Source organism: Sphingomonas sp. P3_C6, from assembly GCF_056402595.1.
The window spans coordinates 583,294-609,615 of record NZ_JBFUHB010000001.1 but is presented as its reverse complement, the minus strand read 5'-3'; the positions used below and the strand labels follow the sequence as shown (position 1 = coordinate 609,615).

Annotated in this window: 25 protein-coding genes and 1 tRNA gene; 15 read left to right on the top strand and 11 right to left on the bottom strand. The window is 64.0% G+C overall.

The window, feature by feature from the left end; all coding sequences use genetic code 11:
- Positions 1-51 precede the first annotated feature (51 nt).
- Genes AC1DT7_RS02950 through AC1DT7_RS02935 form a run of 4 tightly spaced genes read left to right on the top strand, consistent with a single transcriptional unit; the run spans position 52 to position 3,627 of the window.
- A complete protein-coding gene (locus AC1DT7_RS02950) occupies positions 52-1,158 on the top strand; it encodes an ABC transporter permease (protein WP_478034099.1) in 1,107 nt (368 codons plus the stop codon).
- Positions 1,155-2,048, top strand: a complete 894-nt coding sequence (locus tag AC1DT7_RS02945; RefSeq protein WP_478034098.1) for an ABC transporter ATP-binding protein — start codon at positions 1,155-1,157, stop codon at positions 2,046-2,048. The genes AC1DT7_RS02950 and AC1DT7_RS02945 overlap by 4 nt, the downstream gene beginning before the upstream one ends.
- Positions 2,048-3,019 (top strand): MlaD family protein, encoded by a 972-nt coding sequence (locus tag AC1DT7_RS02940; protein ID WP_478034097.1) that lies wholly within the window; start codon positions 2,048-2,050, stop codon positions 3,017-3,019. The genes AC1DT7_RS02945 and AC1DT7_RS02940 overlap by 1 nt, the downstream gene beginning before the upstream one ends.
- Before the next feature lie 8 nt (positions 3,020-3,027).
- On the top strand, positions 3,028-3,627 hold the full coding sequence (locus AC1DT7_RS02935; protein ID WP_478034096.1) for an ABC-type transport auxiliary lipoprotein family protein: 600 nt from the start codon (positions 3,028-3,030) through the stop codon (positions 3,625-3,627).
- A gap of 6 nt (positions 3,628-3,633) precedes the next feature.
- Here the strand turns inward: AC1DT7_RS02935 and AC1DT7_RS02930 are convergent, their stop codons facing one another.
- Positions 3,634-4,488, bottom strand: coding sequence for a peptidylprolyl isomerase (locus AC1DT7_RS02930; RefSeq protein WP_478034094.1), 855 nt, complete (start codon positions 4,486-4,488; stop codon positions 3,634-3,636).
- A gap of 96 nt (positions 4,489-4,584) precedes the next feature.
- On the opposite strand from AC1DT7_RS02930, the gene AC1DT7_RS02925 reads away from it, so the two are divergent.
- Positions 4,585-4,675 (top strand) — tRNA-Ser (locus AC1DT7_RS02925).
- A 237-nt stretch (positions 4,676-4,912) separates the two neighbouring features.
- Here AC1DT7_RS02925 and AC1DT7_RS02920 read toward each other — a convergent pair.
- The 7 genes from AC1DT7_RS02920 to AC1DT7_RS02890 form a co-directional block, all read right to left on the bottom strand.
- Positions 4,913-5,428 carry a c-type cytochrome gene (locus AC1DT7_RS02920; RefSeq protein WP_478034093.1) on the bottom strand — a complete coding sequence of 172 codons (516 nt, stop codon included), beginning with the start codon at positions 5,426-5,428 and terminating at the stop codon, positions 4,913-4,915.
- Positions 5,429-5,465: 37 nt separating this feature from the next.
- The gene (locus AC1DT7_RS02915) at positions 5,466-6,008 is read right to left on the bottom strand and encodes a methylamine dehydrogenase light chain (RefSeq protein ID WP_478034092.1); all 543 of its coding nucleotides are present in this window, start codon (positions 6,006-6,008) and stop codon (positions 5,466-5,468) included.
- A 34-nt stretch (positions 6,009-6,042) separates the two neighbouring features.
- On the bottom strand, positions 6,043-6,594 hold the full coding sequence (locus AC1DT7_RS02910; protein ID WP_478034091.1) for a thioredoxin domain-containing protein: 552 nt from the start codon (positions 6,592-6,594) through the stop codon (positions 6,043-6,045).
- A 57-nt stretch (positions 6,595-6,651) separates the two neighbouring features.
- A complete protein-coding gene (locus tag AC1DT7_RS02905) occupies positions 6,652-7,212 on the bottom strand; it encodes a MauE/DoxX family redox-associated membrane protein (protein ID WP_478034089.1) in 561 nt (186 codons plus the stop codon).
- Positions 7,209-8,381 (bottom strand): amine dehydrogenase large subunit, encoded by a 1,173-nt coding sequence (locus AC1DT7_RS02900; RefSeq protein WP_478034087.1) that lies wholly within the window; start codon positions 8,379-8,381, stop codon positions 7,209-7,211. The genes AC1DT7_RS02905 and AC1DT7_RS02900 overlap by 4 nt, the downstream gene beginning before the upstream one ends.
- A gap of 66 nt (positions 8,382-8,447) precedes the next feature.
- Entirely contained in the window at positions 8,448-9,638 is a 1,191-nt protein-coding gene (locus AC1DT7_RS02895) for an MFS transporter (RefSeq protein WP_478034086.1), read from the bottom strand.
- Between the two features lie 87 nt (positions 9,639-9,725).
- A complete protein-coding gene (locus tag AC1DT7_RS02890) occupies positions 9,726-10,364 on the bottom strand; it encodes a TetR/AcrR family transcriptional regulator (protein WP_478034085.1) in 639 nt (212 codons plus the stop codon).
- Positions 10,365-10,593: 229 nt separating this feature from the next.
- Between AC1DT7_RS02890 and AC1DT7_RS02885 the strand changes: the two genes are divergently transcribed.
- The 10 genes from AC1DT7_RS02885 (at position 10,594) to qhpE (ending at position 22,214) form a co-directional block, all read left to right on the top strand.
- Positions 10,594-11,061: a c-type cytochrome gene (locus AC1DT7_RS02885; RefSeq protein WP_478034084.1), complete on the top strand. Its 468-nt coding sequence runs from the start codon at positions 10,594-10,596 to the stop codon at positions 11,059-11,061.
- Positions 11,062-11,091: 30 nt separating this feature from the next.
- A complete protein-coding gene (locus AC1DT7_RS02880) occupies positions 11,092-11,568 on the top strand; it encodes a (2Fe-2S)-binding protein (protein WP_478034082.1) in 477 nt (158 codons plus the stop codon).
- Complete coding sequence (locus AC1DT7_RS02875; RefSeq protein ID WP_478034080.1) at positions 11,565-13,754, top strand: xanthine dehydrogenase family protein molybdopterin-binding subunit; 2,190 nt, start codon at positions 11,565-11,567, stop codon at positions 13,752-13,754. The genes AC1DT7_RS02880 and AC1DT7_RS02875 overlap by 4 nt, the downstream gene beginning before the upstream one ends.
- Before the next feature lie 218 nt (positions 13,755-13,972).
- Positions 13,973-15,793, top strand: coding sequence for a quinohemoprotein amine dehydrogenase subunit alpha (gene peaA, locus AC1DT7_RS02870; protein ID WP_478034079.1), 1,821 nt, complete (start codon positions 13,973-13,975; stop codon positions 15,791-15,793).
- Positions 15,790-17,241 (top strand): quinohemoprotein amine dehydrogenase maturation protein, encoded by a 1,452-nt coding sequence (gene peaB / locus AC1DT7_RS02865; RefSeq protein WP_478034078.1) that lies wholly within the window; start codon positions 15,790-15,792, stop codon positions 17,239-17,241. The genes peaA and peaB overlap by 4 nt, the downstream gene beginning before the upstream one ends.
- Positions 17,238-17,579: a quinohemoprotein amine dehydrogenase subunit gamma gene (gene qhpC, locus AC1DT7_RS02860; RefSeq protein ID WP_478034077.1), complete on the top strand. Its 342-nt coding sequence runs from the start codon at positions 17,238-17,240 to the stop codon at positions 17,577-17,579. Before peaB ends, qhpC begins: the two co-directional genes overlap by 4 nt.
- Positions 17,580-17,640: 61 nt before the next feature.
- Positions 17,641-18,768 (top strand): YncE family protein, encoded by a 1,128-nt coding sequence (locus tag AC1DT7_RS02855; protein ID WP_478034075.1) that lies wholly within the window; start codon positions 17,641-17,643, stop codon positions 18,766-18,768.
- Positions 18,769-18,854: 86 nt separating this feature from the next.
- Positions 18,855-19,787 carry a hypothetical protein gene (locus AC1DT7_RS02850; RefSeq protein WP_478034074.1) on the top strand — a complete coding sequence of 311 codons (933 nt, stop codon included), beginning with the start codon at positions 18,855-18,857 and terminating at the stop codon, positions 19,785-19,787.
- Entirely contained in the window at positions 19,784-21,499 is a 1,716-nt protein-coding gene (locus AC1DT7_RS02845) for an ABC transporter ATP-binding protein (protein WP_478034073.1), read from the top strand. Before AC1DT7_RS02850 ends, AC1DT7_RS02845 begins: the two co-directional genes overlap by 4 nt.
- Positions 21,492-22,214: a subtilisin-like serine protease QhpE gene (gene qhpE, locus AC1DT7_RS02840; RefSeq protein WP_478034071.1), complete on the top strand. Its 723-nt coding sequence runs from the start codon at positions 21,492-21,494 to the stop codon at positions 22,212-22,214. Before AC1DT7_RS02845 ends, qhpE begins: the two co-directional genes overlap by 8 nt.
- Positions 22,215-22,306: 92 nt before the next feature.
- Here qhpE and AC1DT7_RS02835 read toward each other — a convergent pair whose 3' ends face one another.
- From AC1DT7_RS02835 to AC1DT7_RS02825, 3 genes are read right to left on the bottom strand one after another with little or no spacing between them, the layout of a single operon-like run.
- Positions 22,307-23,215, bottom strand: a complete 909-nt coding sequence (locus AC1DT7_RS02835) for a hypothetical protein (protein ID WP_478034069.1) — start codon at positions 23,213-23,215, stop codon at positions 22,307-22,309.
- A gap of 41 nt (positions 23,216-23,256) precedes the next feature.
- A complete protein-coding gene (locus tag AC1DT7_RS02830; RefSeq protein WP_478034068.1) occupies positions 23,257-23,430 on the bottom strand; it encodes a DUF6471 domain-containing protein in 174 nt (57 codons plus the stop codon).
- Between the two features lie 56 nt (positions 23,431-23,486).
- Entirely contained in the window at positions 23,487-26,162 is a 2,676-nt protein-coding gene (locus AC1DT7_RS02825; protein WP_478034066.1) for a TonB-dependent receptor, read from the bottom strand.
- Between the last annotated feature and the right edge of the window lie 160 nt (positions 26,163-26,322).

Below are 26,322 nucleotides of genomic sequence, written 5' to 3'. Positions count from 1 at the left end.
ATGCACGGCGCGGCTTGCCGATCCAGCGAGATTGCACCAATGGTGCCTGATATGAACGAGATGGCCGCCTTCTCGCACGATAACGCCGGTGACGGCGGCATTTTGCGTTTCACCGGCAACCTGGCGCTGGCGCAGATCGGCGACCTGCCGGAACGGCTGCGGAGCTATGGCGGCAAGGTCGATGTGATCGACCTGAGCGGGATCGACCGGATCGACACGATCGGCGCCTGGCTGATCCATCGCTTCGCCGCCCAGCATAGCGCGCGAATCGAGGGACTGAACGAGGACAGCACGCACCTCCTCCAGCAGGTCGAGGCGGCGGACCAGCCCGTGGCGATGCGGCCGGCGGTCGGATCGGGCCTTGTGCGCGTGGTCGGCGAGGTCGGTGATGCCATCGTCATCAGCCTCAAGACGCTCTACGGCCTGCTCGGCTTCCTCGGCGCGACGGTGATCGCGTTCGGCAACGTCATCCGGTATCGCCGCTTTCGCTTCAACGCCACGGTGCAGCGTTTCGAGGTAGTCGGCGTCACCGCGCTCGCCATCATCGGGCTGATGAGCTTCCTGATCGGCATCGTCATCGGGCAGCAGGGCGCGGTCCAGCTGCGCCAGTTCGGCGCGGAAGTGTTCACGATCAACCTGATCGGACGGATCACGCTGCGCGAACTCGGCGTGCTGATGACTGCAATCATGGTCGCGGGGCGGTCCGGATCGGCCTTCGCCGCGCAACTCGGCACGATGAAACTGACCGAAGAGATCGATGCCATGCGCACCATCGGGGTCTCGCCGATGGAAGCGCTGGTGCTGCCGCGCGTCATCGCCGCGGTGGTGATGATGCCGTTACTCGGCTTCTATGCGTCGCTCATTTCGATCATCGGCGGCGGTCTGTTCTGCTGGATTTCGCTCGGCATCCCGCCAATCACCTTCGTCCAGCGCATCCGGGAGGTCGTGCCGATCACCGATCTGTGGGTCGGGCTGGTCAAGGCACCGGTGTTCGGCGCGATCATCGCCATTGCCGGCTGCTTCCAGGGCATGCAGGTCGAGGCCGATGCCGAACAGGTCGGCATGCGCACCACCTCCGCGGTCGTGCAGGCGATCTTCCTGGTGATCGTGCTCGACTCCTTTTTCGCGGTGTTCTTCACCTGGATCGGCTGGACATGAGCCCCGACAAGAACCCCGATAAGAGCGGCAACAGGAACGACGAAGCCGTCATCTGCGTCCGCGGATTGAAGAACAGCTTCGGCGAGCAGGTCGTCCATGACGGGCTCGACCTGGACGTGAAGCGCGGCGAGATTTTCGGCGTGGTCGGCGGATCGGGCACCGGCAAATCGGTGCTGATGCGCTCCATCATCGGCCTCCAGGTGCCCGACGAGGGCGAGATCACCGTGTTCGGCGAGAACACCGTCGACCTCGACGAGAATGAGGCGGTCAACATCCGCAAGCGCTGGGGCGTGCTGTTCCAGGGCGGCGCGCTGTTCTCCACCCTGACCGTGGCCGAGAATACCCAGGTTCCCCTGCGCGAATTCTACCCGGAGCTCGACCAGGCGCTGCTCGACGAGATCGCCGGTTACAAGGTGGTGATGACCGGCCTGTCGCCAGACGCAGGCCCCAAATTCCCCGCCGAGCTGTCGGGCGGCATGCGCAAGCGTGCCGGCCTTGCCCGCGCGCTCGCGCTCGACCCGGAACTGCTGTTCCTCGACGAGCCGACCGCCGGACTCGACCCGATCGGCGCAGCGGCGTTCGACGAACTGATCGCCTCGCTGCAGAAGACGATGGGGCTGACGGTGTTCCTGATCACGCACGATCTGGATACGCTCTATGCGATCTGCGACCGCGTCGCGGTGCTCGCCGATCAGAAGGTGATCGCGGTCGGCACGATCGACGAGCTTCTCGCGTTGGACCATCCATGGATCCAGGAATATTTCAAGGGTCCGCGCGGGCGGGCGGCCACTGCGACGCTAGAGCACAATCGGCACGGCGCGCAGGCCACGCAACGGGCGACCGCAAGGGCGACGGACGTCGCGACAGAAGACACAGGGGCTGAGGACTGATGGAAACCCGATCGAATCATGTCCTGGTGGGCGCCGTCGTGCTGATCCTGTTCGCCGTGCTCGCGATCTTCACCGTATGGATCGCGCGGCTGAGCGGCAGCTCCGAGAAGGAGTATGACATCTTCTTCAAGCAATCGGTCGATGGCCTGAACAAGGGATCGACGGTCGCCTTTTCCGGCGTGCCGTCCGGCCAGGTGAAGGAGATCGCGCTGTGGAAGCCCGATCCCCAGTTCGTCCGGGTGCGCATCAGCGTGAACGACGAGACGCCGGTGCTGCAAGGCACGACCGCGACGATCCAGGGTGTCGGCTTCACCGGCGTCAGCGAGATCCAGCTCGACGGCGCGGTCAAGGGCGCGCCGCCGATCGCCTGCCCCGAAGTGAAGCCAGAGAATGACTGCCCGTTCGGCGTGCCGGTCATCCCGCCCAAGCAGGGTGGCCTGGGCGCATTGCTCAATTCGGCACCGAAGCTGCTCGAACGCCTCTCGACCCTGACCGAGCGTCTGACCGAGATGCTGTCGGACAAGAACCAGCAGGCGATCACCGGTATCCTCGCCAACACCAACCGGCTGACCGGCGCCCTTGCCGATCGCGGGCCGGAGATCGCGGCGACCATCGCCGAGACCCGCGGCGCGATCCAGAAGGCCGGCGACGCAGCGCAGCAGATCGGCCAGCTCGCCGCCACCACCAACAGCGTGATGGGCGACGATGTCCGCCCGGCGATGCAGAACCTGAACAAGGCAGTCGCCTCCGCGCAGCACAGCATGGAAACGCTCGATGCCACGCTCAACGACGCACGGCCCGGTATTCAGTCCTTCTCCAAGCAGACCATGCCGGAAGTCGGGCAACTGGTCCGTGACCTGCGCGTGATGTCGGCTGCGCTTACCTCGGTCGCCGAGAAGATCGATCAGGGCGGTGCCGGCGCGCTGGTCGGCGGACCGAAACTGCCGGACTATAAGGGCAAGAAGAAATGAGGTCCCCGATGGCTTTCCGCACCCGCCCCTTCGGCCTCGCGCTTGCGCTACTGGCGACGGTGCCGCTTGCCGGCTGCGTCAGCTTCGGCGCCAAGCCACCGCCCTCGTTGCTGACCATCAGTTCCGCGGCCTCGATTCCGGCGGGGCAGACCCAATCGTCGGCAACGGCGGAGACGATCATCATCCTGGTGCCCGCCGTGTCCCAGGGGCTCGCCACGACCCGGGTGCCGGTGCAGACCAGCGCGACCGACCTTGCCTATATCGTCAACGCTCAGTGGGTCGAGCCGCCAGCGCGTCTGTTCGCCCGGTTGCTGTCGGACACGGTCAGCGTGAAGACCGGCCGTGTCGTGCTCGGCGCCCAGTCGATGCTCGAACCCGGTGCGCGCCTGTCGGGCGAGCTCCGCGCCTTCGGGGTTGAGGCAGGATCGCTTCAGGCGGTGGTGACCTATGACGCCGCGCTGACGCGCAAGGACGGCAATGTCGTGGAGAAGCGCCGCTTCGAGGCGCGCGTGCCCGTCTCGGCGATCGAGCCTGGCCCGGCAGGTGTGGCGATCAACCAGGCGGCCAATCAGGTGGCGGCGGAGGTCGCCGACTGGGTCGGCCGCTGACGGCGGCTATCGGGCGTCGGCGCGGCGGGTCGCCAATGGCAGGTCGCAGATGTCGATGCCGCCGAAGCCAATCGTCGGAGGGGCCGGGTTCTCGCGCAGCCTGACATAGGCGGCAAAGCGTGCATTGTCCGTGGCGCGATATTCGAACTTCGGCCGTTCGCTTGCCGGCATGTCGCTGGCCAGCCGCACCGACACGATGCCGGTGCGCTCGGGCTCGGTCGCATAGACGCCCATGGCGGCGTCGCTGCGCGGCATGGCCGACATGTACTTCATGCCCTCGATGATCCGCCCGACGATCGTGTAGTTGCGATCGAGCCGGCGCGCGGCGCCGCTGATCGGCGTGAACAGCTCCGCGCCGCTGCCGGTCTTGGGCAGCGAGTCCCGCGCCACGCCGACCGTCCCATAACAATGCGGCATCCAGGCAGCCTTGCCGTCGGTCGCGATCGGCCAGCCATCCGCGGTGACGCCGGATGCGGTCGAATAGGGGTCGCTTCGAGTCAGGCGCTGCGCCGCATTAAAGGCCGGAATGTCGAACTCGGTCGCGATCGGCTCGACCACGCCATCGGCGAGCGGCTTCTTTTCGGTGGCGTCGCCCCACTGGGTGACCCAATTCTCCTGCACGCGGTAGACGCTGGTGCCGTCCCACCAATGCGCCAGCGCGAGCTTGCGCACATTGGCGACATGCTCGGGCGCGAAGCGCGGGGCGAGCCGGACCACGACGATCCGGTTGCCCGTGAGAGTCACGACCATAAGCTCGTCATCGGGGACCGGACGCCAGTCGGCAGCGATCGCATCGGAGGGAAGCGGCGCCGCGGGCGCGGCCTGGACGCCGGCAAGCAGCGCGAGGAGGGAAATCAGCATGGCGGCGATCCTGACACGAAGCCTGGCATCCACGCAATCGTCCGTGGCTTGCGCACCCGCCCGTCACCCTCTAGGGGGCTGCGTTCCAGGGAATGCGGAGCGGTGGCCGAGTGGTCGAAGGCGCTCGCCTGGAAAGTGAGTATACGTCAAAAGCGTATCGAGGGTTCGAATCCCTCCCGCTCCGCCACGGACCTGTTCCCGGTGGTCCGCCACGGACCACCGGTATCGACTCTTCCATCCTGTAATCTGACACTTGGCAGACCGGCTCGGTCTCGGCTGTCCGTACCCGTTCGCACCCATCTGGCGAAAACGTGCAGGCGCGGTCGAAAACGTGGTACTTTCAAGAGACCTACATTGCTGACTTGCGATGATCTGGATGGACCGCGCTCCTCATCGATGAGCGAAAAGTCCAGTGCCGCCCAGTTCAGTGCCCCTGGGTCGGATGAAGCAGCCGCAGCGACGCCGGGGCTTTGCATTTGCGAATGACCGCGTCGGCCTGCCGCGCACGCTCTACCGTGAGCGCGGTGGTGGTCAGCGCGAAGCGGCGCTCACGGGCGACTTCGCCGGCAGTGAACGGTCTGGTCCCGACCGGCGCGCTGCCTTCGCCCAGCACGAACACGACGAAGTTCATCATGTCCGCCAGTTCGCCATCATCCTTTATCCGGCTCTGCGCGACGTTGGGCAGGCGCAGCAGATAGGCGCGCGCTTCGGGCGTGCACATGAACCAGCCGACCCGGCCGCGCAGCTCGGGCAGCTGGGCCGGGGCGGTGGAACCGTTCACGCCGTGACAGCCGGCGCAGTTTTCGAGATAGTTCAAGCGGGCGAACTCGGGATCTTCCATGACCGCGGGCGATGGTGGCGGTTGCTCCGCGCGGCCGGCGACAGACGCCGCCAACGTGATGATACCAAGCCACGAGATGATCCGCGCGCGACCGCGCATGTGCGTTCTCCGTCACCCGATTACGAGGCGCATCCGGTCAGGCCGCCCCGACCAGCACCGCGGTCGAGCAGTGATATTCCATGCTGGACGTGCCAAAGCACCAGATCACGTCATTGTTGAGCTGCGGCACGTACAGCGGCGTTTCGCGATCGGTATTGTCGCAATCGCACTTCGCGCAATAGGCCTTGCCGCAGCAATCGCGGTACGCGATCAGATAGGCCTTGCCGTCATCGGGGTTGATGCAGGTGCCGACCCAGGACACGGGCGAAGGCTCCGCGCCGGGCGGGCAGGTATGGATGCCACCGCCGCAACAGCCGCACAGGGATCCGTCGATCGCACAATAGCGCCAGTAATTGCATTTTGTTTCGTCGCTGGTCTGCGCGCTACGGGCGAACGCGGTCTTTGCCTCGGGCGAGCGATCAGGCTTGGCCGCCTCGGCGCGGCTGACCGGCAACACCGGGAATACCGGCGCTGCAATCAGCGCCATACCGAACTTGGCCAGCATCCCGCGACGCGAGGTGCCACCTGCGAAGCGCCGGAGCATGGTTTCGCCAAGGCGGTCAGGATCGAACTTCTTCATAAAATGTCCCCCTATGAGGCGCCGGGCGGTCGCGTCACGCCACCTTGGTCGTGAGCGTGCCGATGTAATCCTGCACCGACCGGACCCCCATCTCATGCGCGATCACCAGGCTTTCGAGATGTTCACGGCTGTTGACGAGACCCTTGGAGAGAATGACGCCATCGGCATCGATCAGCACGGCATAGGGTAGCTTGCCCACCGCGAACGCCTGACCGACTTCGGGACCGTTGATGAAAAGATAGCCTTCGAGGCCATGGCGCCCGATCAGGTCGCGCTGCATCTGCGGCGTGTCGTCGCCGACGAAGATCAACTGTGTGCGCTCATCGCGTGCGAAGGATTTCGCCATCGGGATCAGCGCCTTGCAGAGCGGGCATGTGGCAGACACGAACATCAGCAACCGAAGGGGGACGCCCGGCGCGCTGCCGCCGACGGTCTGCTTCCTGCCGTCGAGGGTGAGCGCCGGAACGGCTGGAGCGGCGTTGCCTATGGCCGGCCCTCCGGCAGTCGTGAGCGCACCGGCGGGCGCGACCCGCATGTGCAACACGCCCACCTGCCGCGCCAGCGCCAGCACCGCGACGAGCAGCAACAGGATGAGAATCCACGAAAGAATCTGGGAAACGACAAGGGTTGTCAGCATCGACCGTCAGCTCCGCTTGGCTGCAAGCGGCGACGCGGCGAGCGCCCCGATGGCATTGAGCAGCAAGGTTATCAGGAACAGGCCAAGACCACCGGCGATCGCCGCGACAAGATCCAGCGGACTGGCCGGAGCACTCGGCACCAGGCGGGTCAGCACGATAGCTGCCAACGCCAGATTGCGACTGACCAGCGACCATCGTAGCGTTTCCCGCAGATCCGACCGGCCACAACCGCAATCGATATGGCTGCGTCCGCGGCGGAGGTTGATCGCCATCGCACCGGCGAAGACGATCAGCAGCAGTGCAGCAGGCAGCACCGCCAGCCGCAACCCGCCAGCGAGCAGCGCCAGCCCGATCGCCAGTTCGACGACGGGGAGAGCGCGCGCGACGATCCCGACCAGTGCCTCTGGCAGCAGGCGATAATTTGCGACGATGCCGGGCATTAGTTGGCGATGCTGAAGCTTCACCAAGCCGGCGTGCGTGAAGACCAGGCCGACACACAATGCACCGGCCAGGCCGATCACGCCGTAGCCCAGGGTCAGCGCACCGGGCGCCATCGCCATGCTCATGACGGGTCGGCGGCGGCGATCACACCGCTACCCGCCTTTTCGAGCTTGAACGTTTCCGCCCAGCTCTTCGCATCGAGGATATGAACGGTGCCGGCCTCACCCGAGACGATCACTTTCGGCGCCGCCTCCTGCGTGACCTCGATCGTCGACGCCGGCTCTTCGAGTGGAATGCGCTTGACGACTTTCTTCGCGGCGAGATCGAGGTCCCAGATCTCGGTACCCGGTGCCTTGTGCGACCAATATTCGCCCATGTGCATCAGCACGTAGAGATGGCCCGACGCACGGTGCAGTGCCGCCTGCTGCCAGCCGCCGGGATACCAGTTGGCGTCCAGCGGCCTGGTCTCGCCAGGGCGGACACCGGCAGCCGCCTGTAACGAGAAGGGCGCGGAGACGGTCGGCGTGGCGCCGATCTTCGCGGTGTAGATCTGGCCCGTATAGCTGAGGAACACCGCCTCCTGCTTCACCCTGTCATAGGCAAAATTGTCGAAGATCGGATCGTCCGTCGCCGAGAAGAACGAGGCGGACCTCGTGATGACAGGCTTCGCGCCGGCGACGGCGACCGTGGCGATCGTTCCGTCCGAGCAAAGCGCCGAGAAGCCGACGCCCGGATTCGGGATCAGGCTCGCGCAGCCGGGCAGTTCCACGGTGCGCACGAACTTGCGCTTGGCGAGATCGATCACGTTCACGGACGATGCCGGGCTCAGATTATAGACGAAGGCCGTCTTGCCGTCGTCGCTGACGATGAAATTGTTCTTGCGCCCACCGATCAGGATGCGCCCGGGCATAGCGATTTCCGTCTGCAATTTGAGCCCGGACGAATCGTAGATCGTGACCATGTCCTGCCGCGTGCCGCGCCAGCCCTTGGTCCACAGCGTCTCCGACACGTAGTAATATTTGCCGGCCGGATCCATCGCCACATCGGCCAGCAAGGAGGTCTCGACCATGCCGAGCATCTTGCCGGTGGCCGTGTCGTAGATCGCGGTACCGGGGAAAACGAAGCCGCGATTGACGAGGATCCAGCTCGGCTTCGGTGAGGAGAGTGTAGCGACATCCGATGTCTCGGGAGCGACGCTGGCCGGCGTTTCGGCCCTGCCAAGGCTTGCCGCGGAAACGAGCGTGAGCGTCAGGGCAGATGCTGCAAAGAGCTTCGCGATGGCGACGGACTTCATCTTGCTTGGCCCCTTTTCTCGTGCTTCGCCGAGTGCCGAGACAGTAAACTGGACATGTGTCCAGTTTTAGTCAAGCGCTATTCGTACCTCCCTTGCGACATCGGCAGTTCCGGCCAGGGAGCCATCGACACTGGAGCCCGTGCTCGCAAAGGCCGCCCAGATTACCGAGCCCAGCCCCGCCGCTAGAGCCATCAATAAACCGGCCAATAAACCGGCAGGGCCCCACAGCGCCGTTACCAGCGTACCCAGGGCCGGACCGGCGATCAGGCCGAGGCTGTGCGTGCAGACCACGAAGGTTCGGAAGCGCGGATTCGTGCTGGTCGCCGCGGCGAGGCCCGAACAGCGGATGATGATGGCGGTCGAACCGATATTGAGCAGAATGATCGACACGATGAACGCGGCGTCCGCCTCGGGCACGGTCAGCATGATCGGTGAAACCAATGCCACGCCGGCCAGCAGACCGGTAACCGGCAGCGGCACCAGCGGTTTCTCGCGCATCACGGCGAAGGCGGTCAGCGCACCACTGATCGATCCGATCGCTACTGCCCGGCCAATCGTGCGATCGGCGAGGCCGGCGCTTGTCGCCAGTCCAGCCGAGAAGCTCCAGATCAGCATCGTGGCGCAAATGAACCAGAATGTTGCGGCCGCCAGCCACCAGCCGGCGACAGGTACGGCGTCGGGCGCGTCGGGGACAACGTCGCTGGCTCCTTCGGGCTCGGTCATCAGGAACAGCGCACCGAGCGCAGTCGCCGGAGCGACCGCCATCAGCGCGAGCGCGACGTCCGCGCCGACCGCGTGACCTACCTCCGGCAGTATGAGTGAAACCAGTGTCGACAGGACAAGCTGGATCAGGAACACTGCGCCGAACGCCCGGTTGGGGTTGCGCATCGCATAGGCCGCCATGGCGTAAGCATAGACGATGCCCATCGCGAGGCCGTAACAGCAGCGGATCGGCAGCGTCGTGGCGGTGTCGTCGACACTCGTCGTGATGAGGCTGCACATCAGGGCGATCAGCGCCGCGACGATCGCGGCCTGCCGCGTCAGCAGCGGGCCCAGGCGCCAGACCACAAGAGACCCGAGCGCCACACCGGTCTGCGTACCACTGACGATGATGCCGTGTGCGGCGATCGGCACATGCGACGCCTGCGACAGCAAGGTAAGAAAGACCGGGTCGATTCCAGGCTGGAGGCAGCCCATCGCTGCGGCTAGCGGTGCCGCTGCTGTTGCCGAGAAACCATGTGGACCGATCCTCTTCAAGCTCCGCCCCCGCCGCGGCGCATTTGCGCCCGTCAGCCGATCGCGGCAGCCTCTCCGAACCTCGTGCAGCCCTGAGCGGGCCGCTTTCTATCGCAAGCCGTCAATCTGGTCGGATGTGATCGTCTTGGCAAGCGTGACCAGTGACAGGGTAGCGAGATTGATGAATTCCGGCATTTTCGCGCTCCACGGTTTCTCATATCCAAGAAATGGCGTGGATCCTTCCATCGACGCGCTGATAAACAGCGCGACGGTCTCGACCTCGTCGGCCGACAGCGCCGGATTGAGGATGGCGACATATTCGCCGATGAAGTCATGCACCTTCTGGTAGAAGGCCCGCACGCGGCCGGCGACGAACTCATTCTGGTTGGCAAGCGCCCAAAGCTCGGTGAACAACCGCGTGGTCCGCTTGCCGGCGATATCCTCGAGGCAGATGACGATGATCAGGCGCAGCTTGTCTTCGGCGCTGATGTCGGCTTGGCGCACCCGGTTATCCAGCAGCTTGTCATAGCCCTCGAGCATTTCATCGAGCAGGATCTGGATCAGCATTTCCTTGCGCGGGAAATGGTAGCTGACGTTGCCGACCTTCAATCCGCATTCGGCAGCGATGCGGCGAATGGTGAACGCTGCGGCCCCCTCATCGATCAAGACGGTTCGTGCCGCCGTGAGGATTGCATCGACCGTTTCCGTGCCGCGCGTATAGGTACCCGGGCGCGCGGCCCACAACATGATACTTTCTTCGGTCATTAGGGTTTACCTACCATGGCTTGTTCGCCGTCGCCACCCCGCACGCCCGCCGGACGCCTCGCTGAAAAATGCGGCTTGACGAATACTTGATAATTGTCCAATATTCGCTTCGGGAGCTCAAGCTACTGAAAATCCAAAATATTTAATCGACCTCGGCCTTGTCGATACCTTTTGAGGGCGACATAGGCGGCGGGACCAAGGGGCGTGTGTCATGAGAGCTGGTTGGGGTGTGATGGCCATTGCGACACTCGTCCTGGCGGTGCCCGTCCCGGCGCTGGCGACAGGGCCGCAAACCTATTCGGCGCAATGCTCGATGTGCCATCAGCCCAGCGGCGCCGGCCTGCCGGGCAGCTTCCCGCGGCTTGCCGGTCGCGTACCCATAATCGCCGGCTCACCCGCAGGCCGCCGCTATCTGGCGATGGTGCTCCTCCACGGGCTCTACGGACCGATCACGGTCGACGGCAAACGCATCAGCGGGCTGATGCCTTCCATGGCGTCGCTCAGCGACCAGGCCGTCGCCGATGTGCTCAATAATGTGGTGACACTCGAGAAAACTGCCCGCAAGATTCCCCCGTTTACTGCTGCCGAGATCGGCGCGGTGCGCGCTGGTGGTAGCAAGACGGGGAGCGACGTCGCCGCTGAACGGGCTCGATTGGCAGGGCTCAAGCTGATCCCCTAGGCTCGGCGTCAACAGACTGGAAGGACGAGAATGGCCATTGTGCTGACCGTCAATCATGACCGACGGACGATCGATGCCGAGCCGGACAAGCCGCTGCTATGGGCGCTGCGCGAGGATCTCGATCTGCGCGGCACCAAGTTCGGCTGCGGCGCCGGGCTGTGCGGTGCCTGCACGGTGATCCTCGATGGCGAAGCGGTGCGATCCTGCCTGACACCGATCAGCGAAGCGGTCGGCAAGCGGATCGTCACGATCGAGGGCGTCACCACGCTGCCGGCGGGCAAGCGCGTGGTCGACGCCTGGGTCGATCTCGACGTGCCGCAGTGCGGCTATTGCCAGGCCGGGCAGATCATGTCCGCCACCGCCCTACTGACCAAAAAGCCCAGACCGGGACATGACGACATCGTCGCGGGCATGAGCGGCAATGTCTGTCGCTGTGCGACCTATATGCGCATCCGGAAGGCGATCCGCCAGGCGGCCGGTCTTCCGGCAGTGGAGAAGGAAGCATGAGCGGCACCGGTGTCGTGAGCCGCCGTTCGTTCATTGCCGTTTCGCTGGTGGGCGGCGTGGCGCTTACCTTCGAGGCGAGGCTCGCGCTTGCGCAGACGGTGGCAGGCGTCACCGAGCCTGTCGCGATCACCGCCTTCATCCGCATCGCCGCCGACAACAAGGTCACGATCGGCGCCAAGAATCCTGAGATCGGCCAGGGCATCAAGACGATGCTGCCAATGCTGATTGCCGACGAGCTTGATGTCGCCTGGAGCCAGGTCGTTATCGAGCAGACCGATGCCGACGAAAAAAGATTTGGCTCGCAATATGCCGGTGGCAGCACCGCGACTCCAACCAACTGGCTGCCGATGCGACAAGCCGGCGCGGCTGCCCGGCAGATGCTGCTGACCGCCGCCGCGAAACTCTGGGGCGTCGAGATAGGCACCTTGACGACCTCGGCGGGCTTGGTGTTCCACAAGGCGAGTGGCCGCAGCAGCCCCTATGCAGCGCTCGCCACGGAGGCAGCGACGGTGCCGGCGCCGGATCTGGCCAAGGTCCCGCTCAAAACGCCCGATGCCTTCACCATCATCGGCACCTCGCAGCGGGGAGTCGACACGCCGAAGATCGTCATGGGCGTGCCACTCTTCGGCATCGACGCCAAGCCACCCGGCATGGTCTACGCGTCCCTGCTCAAATGCCCGGTCAACCAGGGCACGCTGATCAGCGTCGATGACGCCGCGGTGCTCAAGCTGAAAGGTGTGATCGCGGTCGTGCCGATCAACGGCGGCAGTGTGCCGATGGGCAAGCACGATGCGCTGGCGATCGTCGCCACCAGCTGGTGGACGGCGCAAAAGGCGCGTGACCTGCTCGAACCGAAATGGGATACCACTGCACAGGCCGGCTTCTCGACCGAGGGTTATGCGAAGCAGGCGGCCGCATTGCTCGGCGTGCCCGCCCAGGTCGATCTCGCCAAGGCTGGCAATGTCGATGCGGCGCTCGCCGGGGCGGCCAAGACCGTCACCGCCGACTACTCCTATCCTTTCCTCGCCCATGCCACGCTGGAGCCGCAGAACTGCACCGCGATGTGGAGCACGGAGGGCAAGCTCGAGATCTGGGCGCCGGCGCAGGATCCCGCAACCGGTCGCAAGGAAGTCGCCGCCATGCTGGGCATCGCGCCGGACGCGATGATCATCCACATGACCCGGATCGGCGGCGGTTTCGGCCGGCGCCTGATGAGCGACTATATGGTAATGGCGGCGCAGGTGGCGAAGGGCGTGCCCGGCAAACCGGTCAAGCTGCTGTTCGATCGCACCGATGACCTGCGCAACGACTATTACCGCCCGGCTGGCTGGCATCGCCTGACTGCGGGGCTCGACGCCAAGGGCGGCATCATTGCCTTCAAGGACCATTTCGTCAGCTTCGGCGCGAACGGCAAGCCGCTCCGTGCCGCGGGCATGCAGGCAGGCGAGTTCCCCGGCCCGGTCATTGCCGACATGCATTATGGCGCGTCGTATCTCGCGACCAATCTCAATACCGGCTGGCTTCGTGCGCCGACCTCGAACGCGATGGCCTTCGTCATCCAGGGCTTTCTCGACGAGGTCGCCGAGGCAGCAGGAATCGACCTGCCCGAGCTGATGCGCCGCACCCTCGGTACGCCCCGCGCGCTTCCCGCCGAACGGGGACGGCCGGTCTTCGATACCGGCCGCGCGCGCGGCGTGATCGATGCCGTCTGTGCCCTGGCGAAATGGACCGGCAAGCCATCGGGCGTCGCCGGCAAGGGGCGCGGATTCGGATTCTATTTCAGCCATGGCGGCTATTTTGCGGAGGTGGTCGACATCACCGTGGCGGACGGCGGGGTGACGGTCGACAAGATCTGGATTGCCGGCGACATCGGCAGCCAGGTAATCAACCCGCTCAACGCCGAGCATCAGATGCAGGGCGCGGCAATCGACGGCATCGCGCAGGCGCTGGTCTGGCAGCCGATCGTGCAGGAGGCCGGCGCGGTCACGCAGGAGAATTTCAGCGACTTCCCGCTGTTGCGGATGGAGACGACGCCGCGCGACATCGCAATCACCTGGGTGAAGACCGACAATCCGCCGACCGGCCTTGGTGAACCGACACTCCCACCGGTCATCCCGGCGATCGGGAACGCGATCCGCGATGCCTCGGGCAAGCGCTTGCGGAGCCTTCCCTTCTCGCTGGCTTGAGGCGGCACCCGGTTTCCAAGCCTTTAGCGTCGCGACTGCGTCCGTGCGCCGTCGCCTGCCACTGATATCGCCTTGATCAGGGCCCCATGCCGCCCGGCCGAATGATTTTTATCGCACCGCAGCGAAACCTATTGACCAATTCTGGACGTATGTCCAAACTTGTCAAATAGACCGGAAATCGAATCGAGCCGGTCCTGTCTAAGGGGGATTTCGCGAGCATGGCCTTCCCGAAAACCGACTTCAGGATTTCTGATCCGGCGCACACGGCTGACGCCTTGCCGCGAAAGCGGTTCGCCCGTCTGCTCTCGGGACGCTCGCTGTTCGCTGCCGCAGCATTGTGCTCGGCGACCGCGGTGGTGGCCCAGGTCAACAGCGTCGGCGACATGCCGGAAACCGAGGAAGGAATTCCCGTCACCGACAGCGTGACGAAGGACAAATGCGGTGCCTGCCATACGCCCGACGCAAAGGGAAACCTCTCCCGCATCTCGTGGCTGCGTACCACGCCCGAGGCATGGGCCCAGGCGATCAAGCGCATGGTCAAGCTCAACGGCCTCGATATCACGCCCGAGGAATCGCGGCATATCGTGCGCTATCTTTCGGACTCGCACGGACTGGCGCCCGAGGAGGCGAAGCCGGTCATGTACCTGCCCGAGCATCGCATCATCGACGAGACCAATATTCCCAGCGAATCCGTGCGCGGCAGCTGCGCGGCCTGTCACGCGTTCGCTCAGCCCCTGTCCTGGCGCCGCTCCTCCAAGGAATGGAAGCTGCTGCAGGAATTCCATGTCGCGCTCTATTCGCAGGCCGACACGCAATATCGCCGCCCGGCGGTCGACGAGCCCGGTCCCGTCGTCGGAACGCCGACTCCGATCGTCCAGAAGCCGGGCGGCGTGCCGATCACGCAGGGTGCGGTCGCGCTCGACTATATGCGCAAGGTTGCACCGCTTCGCACGCCCGAATGGACTCAGTGGACCGCACGAATGCAGGCGCCGCGCCTGGCCGGAAAATGGCTGATCAATGCCCTGGTCGCCGGCAAGGGCCGCTATTTCGGCACCATGACGATCGCGCCCGGCGCCGAGGCCAGCGAGTTCAAGACGCAGATCGCGATGCGGTCGCTCGAAGACGGGGCCACCATGACGCGCAGCGGCAACGGCATCGTTTATGCCGGCTATAGCTGGCGTGGTCGCTCCACCGCAGGCACAGCTAAGTCACCGGAATCGCTTGACAATCCGACGCGCGAGACGATGTGGTTCTCGCCGGACCGCAAGACGGCGCAGGGCCGCTGGTTCTGGGGCGCCTATCAGGAGTTCGGCTACGACGTGAAGCTGACCCGCGCCGACGGCGGGCCGACCATCGCCGCGATCGCGCCCTACGCCGTCAAGGCGGGCAGCAAGGGCGTCGAGATACACATTTATGGCGACAGTCTGCCGGCCTCGCCGACGGTGAAGGATATCGATCTCGGCAACGGTCTTTCCGTCACCAGGGTCGTCTCCGCGACGCCCGGCGAGATCGTCGTCTCGGTCGATGCCGCCGCAAATGCGGTCGCCGGCTTGCGCGACGTGTCGGTCGGCAGCGCAGTGCTCAGCGCGTCGCTGCCGGTTTATCGGAAGATCTCCTACATCAAGGTCACGCCGGAAACCGCGATCGCCCGGCTTGGCGGCGAGAAGCACCCCAAGGGTTACGACCAGTTCGACGCCTGGGGCTTCGACAACGGCCCGGACGGAAAACCCTATACCGCCGACGACGTGAATGTCGGCATCATCCCGGCCGACTGGAGCGTCCAGGAATTCCAGGCGACCTGGTTCGACGACGATACCAAATTCGTCGGCAAGCTGAGCCCCACCGGGTTCTTCTCACCGAATGCCGACGGGCCCAATCCGGAGCGCAGCAATCTGCGCAACAATTACGGAGACGTGTGGGTCGTCGCCACCGCCAAGACGGAGAAGGACAGCCAGGGCAAGCCGCTTACCGGCAAAGCCTATCTGGTGGTGACCGTCCCCGCCTACAAACAATGGGATCAGCCGGAGGTATCACAATGACCGTCATGCTGAACCAGCGCTATCGGCGCGGTGAATTGCACGAGTTCGAGGCAGCCGAGAACGGCTTCATCTACCTGGTGTCCGCCGGCGCGATCTTCGCGCTCGACGATGTGACCAAATCGGTGATCGACCTGCTCGCGCAGGGCGACATGGACCATGCCGATCTGGTCGGCGCGCTGGTTGCGGCCGGCAATGCACGAGAAGATGCCGAAGGCCTGGTCCGGGAGCTGCGGCTGGTCGGGGTGATCCATTACGACCAGATCACCCCCGCGCGGCCGCCGGCCGGCCCGCCGATGGATTATCCCCTGCAGGCGCTGGTGCTCAACGTCACCAACCAGTGCAATCTCGCCTGCACCTATTGCTACGAGTTCGGTTCGGACAAGATCGCCACGCCGCAAGGCAAACCCAAATATATGACGCTGGAAACGGCGAAGGCGTCGATCGATTTTCTCCTGGAGAGTTCCGGCAATCGCGAAGCAGTCCATGTGACCTTCTTCGGCGGCGAAACCTTGATGAACTTCAAGCTGCTGCGCGAAGTCGTGGGCTACGCAAATGCGCAGGCTGCGGCGCAGGGCCGCAAGATCACCTTCAGCCTGACCACCAACGGCACGCTGCTGACCGACGAGATCATCGATTTCCTGTCGGACAATGCGGTCGGCGTCACCGTGTCGATGGACGGCCCCGCCGAGCTCCAGGACAAACGCCGCGTCTACAAGAACGGCAAGGGCAGCTATGCGGTGATCGAGCCCAGGCTGCGCGCGCTGATCGCCCGCCACAAGACCCGCGCCATCACCGCGCGCGTGACGCTGACCGACGGGGTCACCGACGTGATCCGCATCTATCGCCATCTGAAGGACGATATCGGCTTCCACGAAGTCGGCTTTGCCCCGGTGACGGCCTCCGACAACCAGGATTATTCGCTCGGCGACAACGGCATGGAGACCGTGCTCGACGGTTTCCATGTGCTGGCCGACGAATGGCTCGACTATGCGCTGCGTGGGCAGATGCACGGCTTCACCAACGTCAGCGAGACGATCGGCGAGCTGATCTCGGGCACCAACAAGTCGCATCCGTGCGGCGCGGGGCTAGGCCTGCTCGGCGTAAGTCCGTCGGGCGACCTCTCGCCGTGCCATCGCTTCACCGATGCCGACACCCATACGCTGGGAAATCTTACGACCGGGCTGGACCAGGAGAAGCGCGAGGACTTCCTGAACCGTGGCCATGTCGGCGCGAAATATGATTGCCAGTCCTGCTGGGCCCGGCCGCTCTGCGCCGGCGGATGCCACCATGAGGCGTTCGTTCGCTACGGCGACACCGGACACGCCAACCTTCATTATTGTGACTGGATCCGCAGCTGGACCGACACATGCCTCAAAATCTACGGCACCATCGCCGGTCGAAATCCCGGATTTCTTGAACATTTCGCAAAGAGGAAGGGCTTGTCATGAAGCATCTCAAGCCGATCAACATCAAGGCGCAGAAGATCGAACAGAGCGTCGACGCGGTCGACGATGAGGATGTCGTCGCGCTGCAGCAGCAGCCGGGCGGTCCGCGGCCGCATGTGCCGATGGGCTGTACCCTGTCCTTCTCGCCAGGCTGGGAAGTCGATGCGGGCGGCGGCACGGCGGGCCTGTGCCAGCCAGTCGAGCGCGACATCTATGATTGTTACGTGACCTGCTTCTGGCCGGTGCAGGTGCCCGATCATGTCAATTACTCGCCAGACTGGGCGAGCAATTGCGCCGCGGCGACGAAAGACTGGCGCAATCTGGATCTCGTCTTCCCCTGAAAGACAGGGTTCCCCGGACTTCAATGGCGGCACGGCCGCCCCTTCGAGGAAGAGCAGCAGCATGACCAAGCTTCGTCCCGTTCCCGGCCGGATAGCTGGAGGCATGAAATGCCTCGCCTCGGCACTCGGCGCGGCGCTGATCGCATTCGGCCCGTCTGCCGGGGCGGATACGCTTCTGCTCGGCACCTATCCCGACAAGATGTTCACCGTCGATGAGGCCACCGGCACGATCAAGGACCGAATCCACCTCGCGGCCGGGCTGCCGGTGTCGATGCGGTTATCGAACGACAAGAAGCTCATCTATGTCACGACGATCACCACCAGCGGTGTCGTCGTACTCGATGCCGCCACGCGCAAGGTGCTGAACGAATTCAGCCTGAACACGCCGACCACGCGCTATCGCTTCAACGGCGGCGTTCCCGATCCGACCGGTCGCTATTTCTACACGCAGCTGATTCAATTCGACAAGGAAGCCGACCGCTACAAGGTCAGCAAGCCGATGTTCGCGGTGATCGACCTGCAGCAGAAAAAGGTCACGCGGACCGCTGAACTCGAGGCGGAAGACGATACGCTCGCCGGCTCGCGCTCGACCTTCATGATCTCGCCGGACGGCAAGAAGCTCTACGCCTTTCGCGACAAGGTGCTGACGATCGACACCGCGACGCTCAAGGTCACCGACCGGCTCGATCTCGCCAAGCCGGAGACGACCGGCATGGAGAATGTGAGCTTCGGCGGCGGCGTGCAGGCGCTGCAGAATCCCAACGAGTTCGTCTCGCTGTTCAACGCTGCGGATCCCTACGTCCACAACAAGATCTTCGGCATCGGCCGCTTCGATCTCGTCAATGGAAAGTTCGATTTCTCACCGATAGGGCCGGTCCCGACCCAGATGTCGGGCCTCGAAGTGACGCCTGACGGCAAGGATGGCTACACCGTCGTGACGAACGGGACGCTGGGCAACAAGCGCTGCGAAATCTGGCATTTCAACATGGCCACGACCAGTTTGCTCGACAAATCCGAGTTCCATTGCCGCTCCCGCTTCACGTTCGGCATGTCGGGTGACGGTGCGAAACTCTATGTCTACGGCGCCAGCTACGACATCGAGGTCTATGACGCCAAAACACTCAAGCTGGATCGCACCTGGGATCTCGGGGCCGATGCAACCATGGCCGGCATGCTCACCCTGAAGTGAGCGCCGCGCCGGCAACAGTGCTGATACGCGGCGGCGGAGTATCCGTCGCGACAGCGCACAGGTTGCTGCGTTGCGAGGCTTTCGAAATGACCGGCGCGGGTGGTTTCGTCCCACCTCCCGCGCCGGTCATCATGCTGAGCGAATCCGCGCTCGGGCTGTTGCGTGATATATTCGAACGGCCGGATCTCTTTTGCGGGAATGTATCCGTCGAACGGCGGATCGTCGCCTGGGGCAGTGGGGAGCCCGCCACGCTGCCGCATAGCGCCGTCATCGTCCCCGGCACCGAGGTCGCGGCGGAATTGGCGTTGCCTCTCCTGCCCATCCCCGCATCCGGCGACGAGATGTTCTTTACGCTGCACGGTGCGCCCCCTTTTCCCGACGGAGCGCTACGTCATTTCGGCCGCCGCACGGCGATGGCGGCATCGGTCGATCTATCGCCGCGCGCCGACGAGCGGGCCTGTCATATCGAGGCCATCGAGTCCGGCTGGCTGTTCCTGATCCCTTGCGGGGCGGGCAAGGCCTGGCTGCTCGGGGTCGGCGACACCCTCGATGCGCTGTTGGGTCAGAGCCGGCTGGTTTCGGCGCAGGTCGGGCATCTCGGCCCCGTTGCCGCGCGCTTCGAGACCGCCCCGCGCATGCTGGAAAGCCTGGCGGGCGATGACTGGCTCGCCTGTGGCACCGGGGCAATCGCGTTCGATCCGATCTGCGGAGATGGCACCGCGCAGTCGGCACGCACCTCGATTCTCGCGGCTGCCGTGATTGCCGGCATCCGGGGCGACAATAGGAACAGGCGGGCGCTGCGCGGCCACTATCAATCGATGTTGCTCGCCGCGATGCGCCGCCATCTTCAGATAAGCCTGCCCTTCTATCGTACTGGGGGCACGTCACCCTGGTGGCGCGAACAGGCCGCGGCGGCGGCCGAAGGCTATGCCTGGTGTACCGCGCGACTGGCGACGATGCCCGAACCGGGCTTCGTGCTGCACGGCACGCGCCTGGTGCGGCGAGAGCTGGCCGCATGAACGCCCCCCCTGCCACACCCCCGGTTGCCGAATGGCGCACCTATCGGCGGCTCATACCCTATGTCACGCCCTATATACGGGCACTTGTCGGCGTGCTCTTCATCAGCCTGCTCGCGACCGCATCTGGCCTTGCCCAACCCTATCTGTCCAAACTGATGATCGACGACGCGCTGTTGAAGAACGACATGACCGCGCTCGTCGCCGTGTCGGGAGCGATGATCGCGGTGACGCTCGGCGGCTTCGCCCTCAACATTTTCGCAAGCTATCGGCACGTCTCGCTGTCGGCCGCCATGCTGTACGATATCCGGGTGGCGCTGTTGCGCCATCTCCAGACGCTGAGCCCGCGCTTTTATGGCGGGTTCCGGCTCGGCGACCTGATGTCGCGCATCAACAGCGATGTCAGCGACGTCCAGCGTGTCGCCGGCGACACCATGCTCTCCGCGTTGAGCAATATATTGTTCCTGATCGGCTGTGTCGGGCTGATGGCCTGGCTCAACTGGCGGCTGTTCCTTGTAGGCACCGTGCTGGTCCCGGTAGCGGTGGCGGTCTTCCTCCAGCTGCAGCGCAAGGTCACCAATTTGACGCGGGAGATGCGCGAACGCGGCGCCGATCTCGGCAGCCTGCTCGTCGATACGGTGATGGGCATGCGCGTCGTCGCTGCGCTCGGCGCCGAGGAGCATGAGGCAACGCGCTTCCGGACACGCAACAACGCCTTTGTCGGTGTGATGCTGCGCATGCAGGTCGCGTCGTTCATGGCCGGCGCGCTTCCCGGCACCCTGCTGGCGGCGTCGACATCGGCAGTGACACTTTATGGTGGCTGGCAGATCATGCACGGCCAGATGACGATCGGCTCGCTGGTCGCCTTTTCCGCCTATCATATGCGGGTATTCTCGCCGGTTCAGGCGCTGCTCGGTCTCTCTTCGGGACTTGCGTCGACGCGGGTGTCGCTGGCGCGGATCTTCGAGCTGTTCGACACACCCGCCGAGGTCACCGAAGCCGCATCGCCATTGACGGTCACCCCGGTGCGCAAGGAAATCCGGTTCGAGAACGTCTCCTTCCGGCATGATCGCGACCAGGTGTTGTCGGGCATCGACCTCGCGATTCCCGCCGGCACTTTCTGCGCGATCCTCGGCGAAAGCGGTGCGGGCAAGTCCACCATGGCCGATCTGATGGTACGGTTCCTCGATCCTGGTTCGGGCCGCATCCTGGTCGACGGGCAGGATCTGCGTACGCTGCGCCTTGCCGATCTGCGCCGTGAGATCCTGCTGGTCGATCAGGCGCCCTATCTTTTCAACGATACGATCGGCGCGAATATCGGGTTCGCTGTCGGCGAGGTCACTCGGTTGCAGATCATGACGGCGAGCGCCGCGGCGGGGCTCGAGCCGCTGCTCGCCCGCCTGCCAAAGGGTCTCGATACCCCGGTCGGGGAACGCGGCATGGCGCTGTCGGCGGGCGAGCGCCAACGGGTGACGCTTGCCCGTGCCCTGTTGCGCCGACCGAGCGTGCTGATCCTCGACGAGCCGACCGCCGCGCTCGATGCGGCGAACGAACGCCACATCGCCGAAGGGCTGCGCGAAGCGCTGCCGGAGGCCACCATCATCGTCATCACGCACAAGCCGGCGCTCGCCCGCCACGCCGACATGGTGGTGACGATCGAGCATGGTAGAGCCCTGATCACGGCAGGAGCCGCCATGGAGCACGCCTTTGCCTGATGCTCCTGCGCGGGCCTTCACCGGCAAAGGCGTACGAATTGCGGTGATCGACAGCGGCGTTCATCCGGACCACCCTCATATCCGCGCCGACCGCCTTCTGCCGGGTACGGCGATATCGTCGGACGGATCGATGGTCACAGACGACGGCGCCACGCTCGATCGCCTCGGCCATGGCACCGCCGTCACTGCCGCCATCCAGGAAAGGGCTTCCGGTGCCGAGATCCTGCCGATACGGGTCTTCCATGATGCGTTGAAGACGAGCGCCCGCGCCCTCGCGGCGGCGATCAGCCGCAGCCTCGATCTCGGCGCGAATGTGGTCAATCTCAGCCTCGGCACTACCAATCAGGCGCACCACGCGCTTTTCGCCGAGCTGGCGGCACGCGCGACGAGACAGGGCGCGCTGATCGTCGCGGCGCGCGAAGCGAACGGGGCGCCCTGCCTGCCCGGAGCGCTGGAGGGCGTCCTTGGGGTCGGCCTCGACTGGGATGTACCGCGCGAAACCTGGCTGGTCCGCGATGGCGTCTTCTACGCATCGGGATATCCGCGTCCGATCCCCGGCGTGGCACAGCGGCACAATCTCTACGGCATCAGCTTTGCGACGGCCCAGGCCAGCGGTTTCGCCGCCTGTGCTCTCGAGCGGCTGCAAGCGCGTGGGGCGGATTCGTCCCTGTTGCGCGCCACGCTGCTCATATCGGATGCGATGGCGACCGCCTGATTTTTCCGGCATTGGGTAGCAAATGTACCAAGGCGATGAGGAAGGCTTTTCTTGCGGTGGCGATTGCCATCATTTGCGGTGTCAGTCCGGCTTCAGGTTACCTCGCCGGATCGGAACGAACTCACCGCAACGTCGCAAGCCTTAAGGTCGATCATGTTCCGGTAAATGGCGCGTTCCTTAATAATACCGCCCCCTTTCTTGCCAATGAGAAACGATTGCTCGCTAACGCGCGGGGTATCGTGAAACGGGGTGAGATAAGCGAGATTTACGGCGACCATGCAGACCACCTCGTCGGTATCCTTCCCAGCCTCCCAAGGCAGGTGATTCGCAGCAGTCCGGTTGACGGCTCGATAGAAAGCCCGATCTTGCGGCATCATCGTTTTCTTGCCGCCCCACTTGTTGCCGTCACGCAATTCCGCTTGTTTGGCATCGAGCTTTTCTATGCACTCTGCCCCGGTGGCAAAGAGCATGACTGCGGCCATAACAAACTCGGTCGCGACAGTGCCGCCGATATTCTTGGCGACAACGCTGTAGCTAATTGCAAGTTCGGCGTCGGTAAGCTCGAAGCTATCGACCACCAACTCGACGCCGATCCATGGGCGCAATTCATTTTCCGACGTAGTCCGCGCGTGACTCAAGGTGGCGTCGGCGGCGTCGGCGCCCCGTTTGGTCTCGTTGGAAGCGTCGCGAGCGTATATGGCGGCAGCTATCGCAGCCGCCAATGTGATGAAGCCCCCGATAGTTTGAAACCAGGCTGTCCACAGCCCTTGGCTGGCGATCTGGGTTTGCGCTTCCGCAGCATCAGCGGCGCGCGTTTGCTGAATCAGGTCGCTTGTATTCTGGCGATATTCTTCGGCTTCCTTCTCACAGGCCTCTCGCTGGCGCGTAGCTTTTCGGCCAGCCCCTCCGGCCGCGAGGGTCTCTGGATCGCACTTCTGCCCGCCGGGAGTATAATGGTCAGCGCGGGCATTCTCTTGGCTGTACGGCTGTAGCTTGGGCACAGACGGCCATGTTCCGACGCCAATCGTTAGCGCGATGAGCGCTACACATCCAATCGCAACGTAGAGGCGCCAATTGCTTCCATGCATTGGATTAAAAACACCACTGTAAATTTACCCTGCGCCAGCTTGTTCCTGATGTTCGGTTCTGAGTCCACCACGTCTATTGCAGCCAGCTTTTCCGCGCAGGGCTGCGCTTCGACACCCCGAATGCCCAAAAAAATCCCCCCATGGCATCGCCATGGGGGGACAGATCACAAAAGAGCGGCGTCGCTCAATATTTCCAGCCGACCTTGGCGCCGAAGAACTGCGGCTTGATCGGGAACGTGCGCGACGAGTTCGAGCAGAAGGTGATCGAACAGAAGGTGTTCTTCGTCAGCTGACCGCGCTTGTCGAAAGCGTTCTGAATGAAGAAGTCGATGCTCCAATGGTCCTTCTTGATGCCAGCGGAGAAGTCGACGCTGGCAAAGCCGGGCGTATCGCCGAGCAGCGCGTTGTTGAAGACGTTCAGATCCTGCGTCGCCCCGGTCTGATAGAGCACCGCCCCCTGGAGATAGGCCTTATAGTCGCCAAGATAGGTGTCGTAGCGGACCGACGTCGTGCCCTTGAACTTCGGCTGGCGCGGAAGGCGGGTGCCATCGGCCGCCGCGACCTGTGGTGTCGGGGGGCTGGAGCCGGGCACCGTCGCGCCGGCCGTGCAACTGCTCAACTGGGAGATGGATAGCGACGCCGGGGTGAAGGCGAAGTTGCAGAAGTTACCCTTCAGCTTGGCGTCGTTATAGGCACCGGAGGTCGAGAAGGTGACCTTGCCGAGCCGCAGATCGGCGTCATATTCGACGCCCTTGACCTCCGCCTTGCCGGCGTTCCCGGTCATGCCGGCGCCCTGTGCGCCCGAGACCACCACGCTATACTGGATATTGTCCCATTTTTCGAAGTAGATGGCGGCATTGAACCGGAAGATGTTGTGCCAGGTGGTCTTCACGCCCAGCTCATAATTGGTCAGCGTTTCGGACTTGAACGGCGGCACCGTCGCGACGCCGACATTGCGGATACGCAGTGGCCGATTGAAGCCGCCGGGGCGGAAGCCGGTCGAATAATTGGCATAGACCATTTTGTCCGACGCGAACTGCCAGTCGAGCGCGACCTTATGCGTCTCGCCGCTTTCCGAATAACGACCAACCTGGTCGGCGGCGGCGAAGTTGGAGTTCAGGCACTGAAGGCGCTTCGCCGGTAGCGGCAAAGGGCATCCACGGGCCCCGGTCGGTACGTAAAGCGAGGTGACGGTGTTCGCGGCGGAGCCTGCCACGCCGCTGAAGCCCGAAGTCGCGTAGTCCGTCCAGAAATAGCGGATGCCGCCGGTGAACTTCAAATTGGGCGTGATGTTGTAATGGCCCTCCGCAAAGATCGCCTCGTCGTGATAAAGCTGGTCGGTCTCGCTGATGTAGAAGCCGTCCTGCTTTACTGCGGGGGAGCTGGTCACCATCGTGCCGCCCTGGGAAACCGGAATGCCGAAGCCCCCCGGATTGCTGTCGCCGCCCCCGGAGGCGGTATAGCCGGCGATCTGGTCGAGGCCATGAATGGCGTAATAGGTGTTGTTCTCCTGTTTCTGCCGCTGATAGAATCCGCCAATCGTTACGTTGAAGGGCCAGCTGCTGGGCGTGCTCAGGCGAACTTCCTGCGTGAACTTCGTCCTCTCGGTCCCGGAATGGAAATATTGCGTCGGATTGAGGAGCTTGTTGCACTTCAGCGTCGCGCCCGATCCGGTGCAGCCGCTCTTGTCGAAGAATTGCAGGTAATTCTCATATCCGGGGCCGAAGCCGTCATAGGTGACGGTATAATAGGTATAGTCGTTGCGCAGATTGGTCTTGCGCTTGAAAAAGCCCGTTGCCGAGACCAGGTCCCAGTCGCCGATATGGCCATGGATGCTGAGTGCCGCCTGAAACCATTTATCGTCCTGGCGGGTCAGGTCGTAATCATGGACTTCAAGGTCGCCCACACGCGGGTCATAGCCGAAATATCCATAGGCGATCTGACGCTGCGCGGTGATCGACGGCGTGACTTCCCAGCCCGGCGCCAGATCCCACAGCGCCTGCAACCGGCCGCCATATTCGTAGATCGGGTTGTAATCCTTCTTCGCGATCGACGCGTTGCTCAGCGTGTAGCTCGTCGCCGGATTATTATCGCCAAGCTTGAGGACGGATGAACGGCCGTCGTTGAACTTGCCGTTGTTGGGCGTGTTGTCGACATAGCCGCCGTCGTGCCGGTAATAACCCATGGCGCGGATGGCGATCGAATTGCTGACCGGGAGATTCAGGTAAGATTCGAACTGGCCGCCAAAGGCGCCCTTGCCGTATTTATTGGCCTCCGTATCGAAACCGAACTCGAACTTGTCGAGCTTGGGCTTGTTGCTGATGAAGCGGATGGTGCCTGCCAGCGAGCCGGCGCCATAAAGCGTGCCCTGCGGACCGGACAGCGCTTCAATTCGCTCCAGATCGTAGACGTGAATGTCGGGGACGCCGGTGCCGGTGATCGGAATGTCGTCGAGATAGTAACCGACCGAGGCATAGTTTCCGCCTGCCGGGACGATGCCGCGGAAATAGGCCGTCTGACGGCCCGGCCCAAGGCCCGCGAAGGACACCGAGGGAAGCAGCGCGACGAAGTCGGACAATCCATTGACCTGCCGCTGCTCCAGCTTCTCCATGTCGAGCGCCTGCATGGAGATCGGCACTTTCTGCACGCTCTGCGCCTGGCGCGTCGCGGTCACGACGATGTCGCCCAGCCCCGGTACGGAATCTTCTTCGGGTACGGGCGGCGTCGTGACATCCGCAGCCAGCACTGCGCGCGGTTCCTCGGCGGCAAGCGCCATGCCGGGTAGGGCAAGGCCGGCCAGAATGGTTGTCGCCCCCAAGGTTTTGATGAAGTGCGCCCGGCGGCGAGATTGCATTTTCATACCTAAAGACTCCCCTGATGAAAACTTCCTCCCTCTCCTCTCCAGGCTCGACGTCAGGCACGCGCATTTATTGCGCCGCACCATAGTCGAGGGCACTTTTTTGGCGCTGATCCCCGCCAGGCAAAAAGCCTCCGCAGCCGGAAACACCATGTGTTCTCCA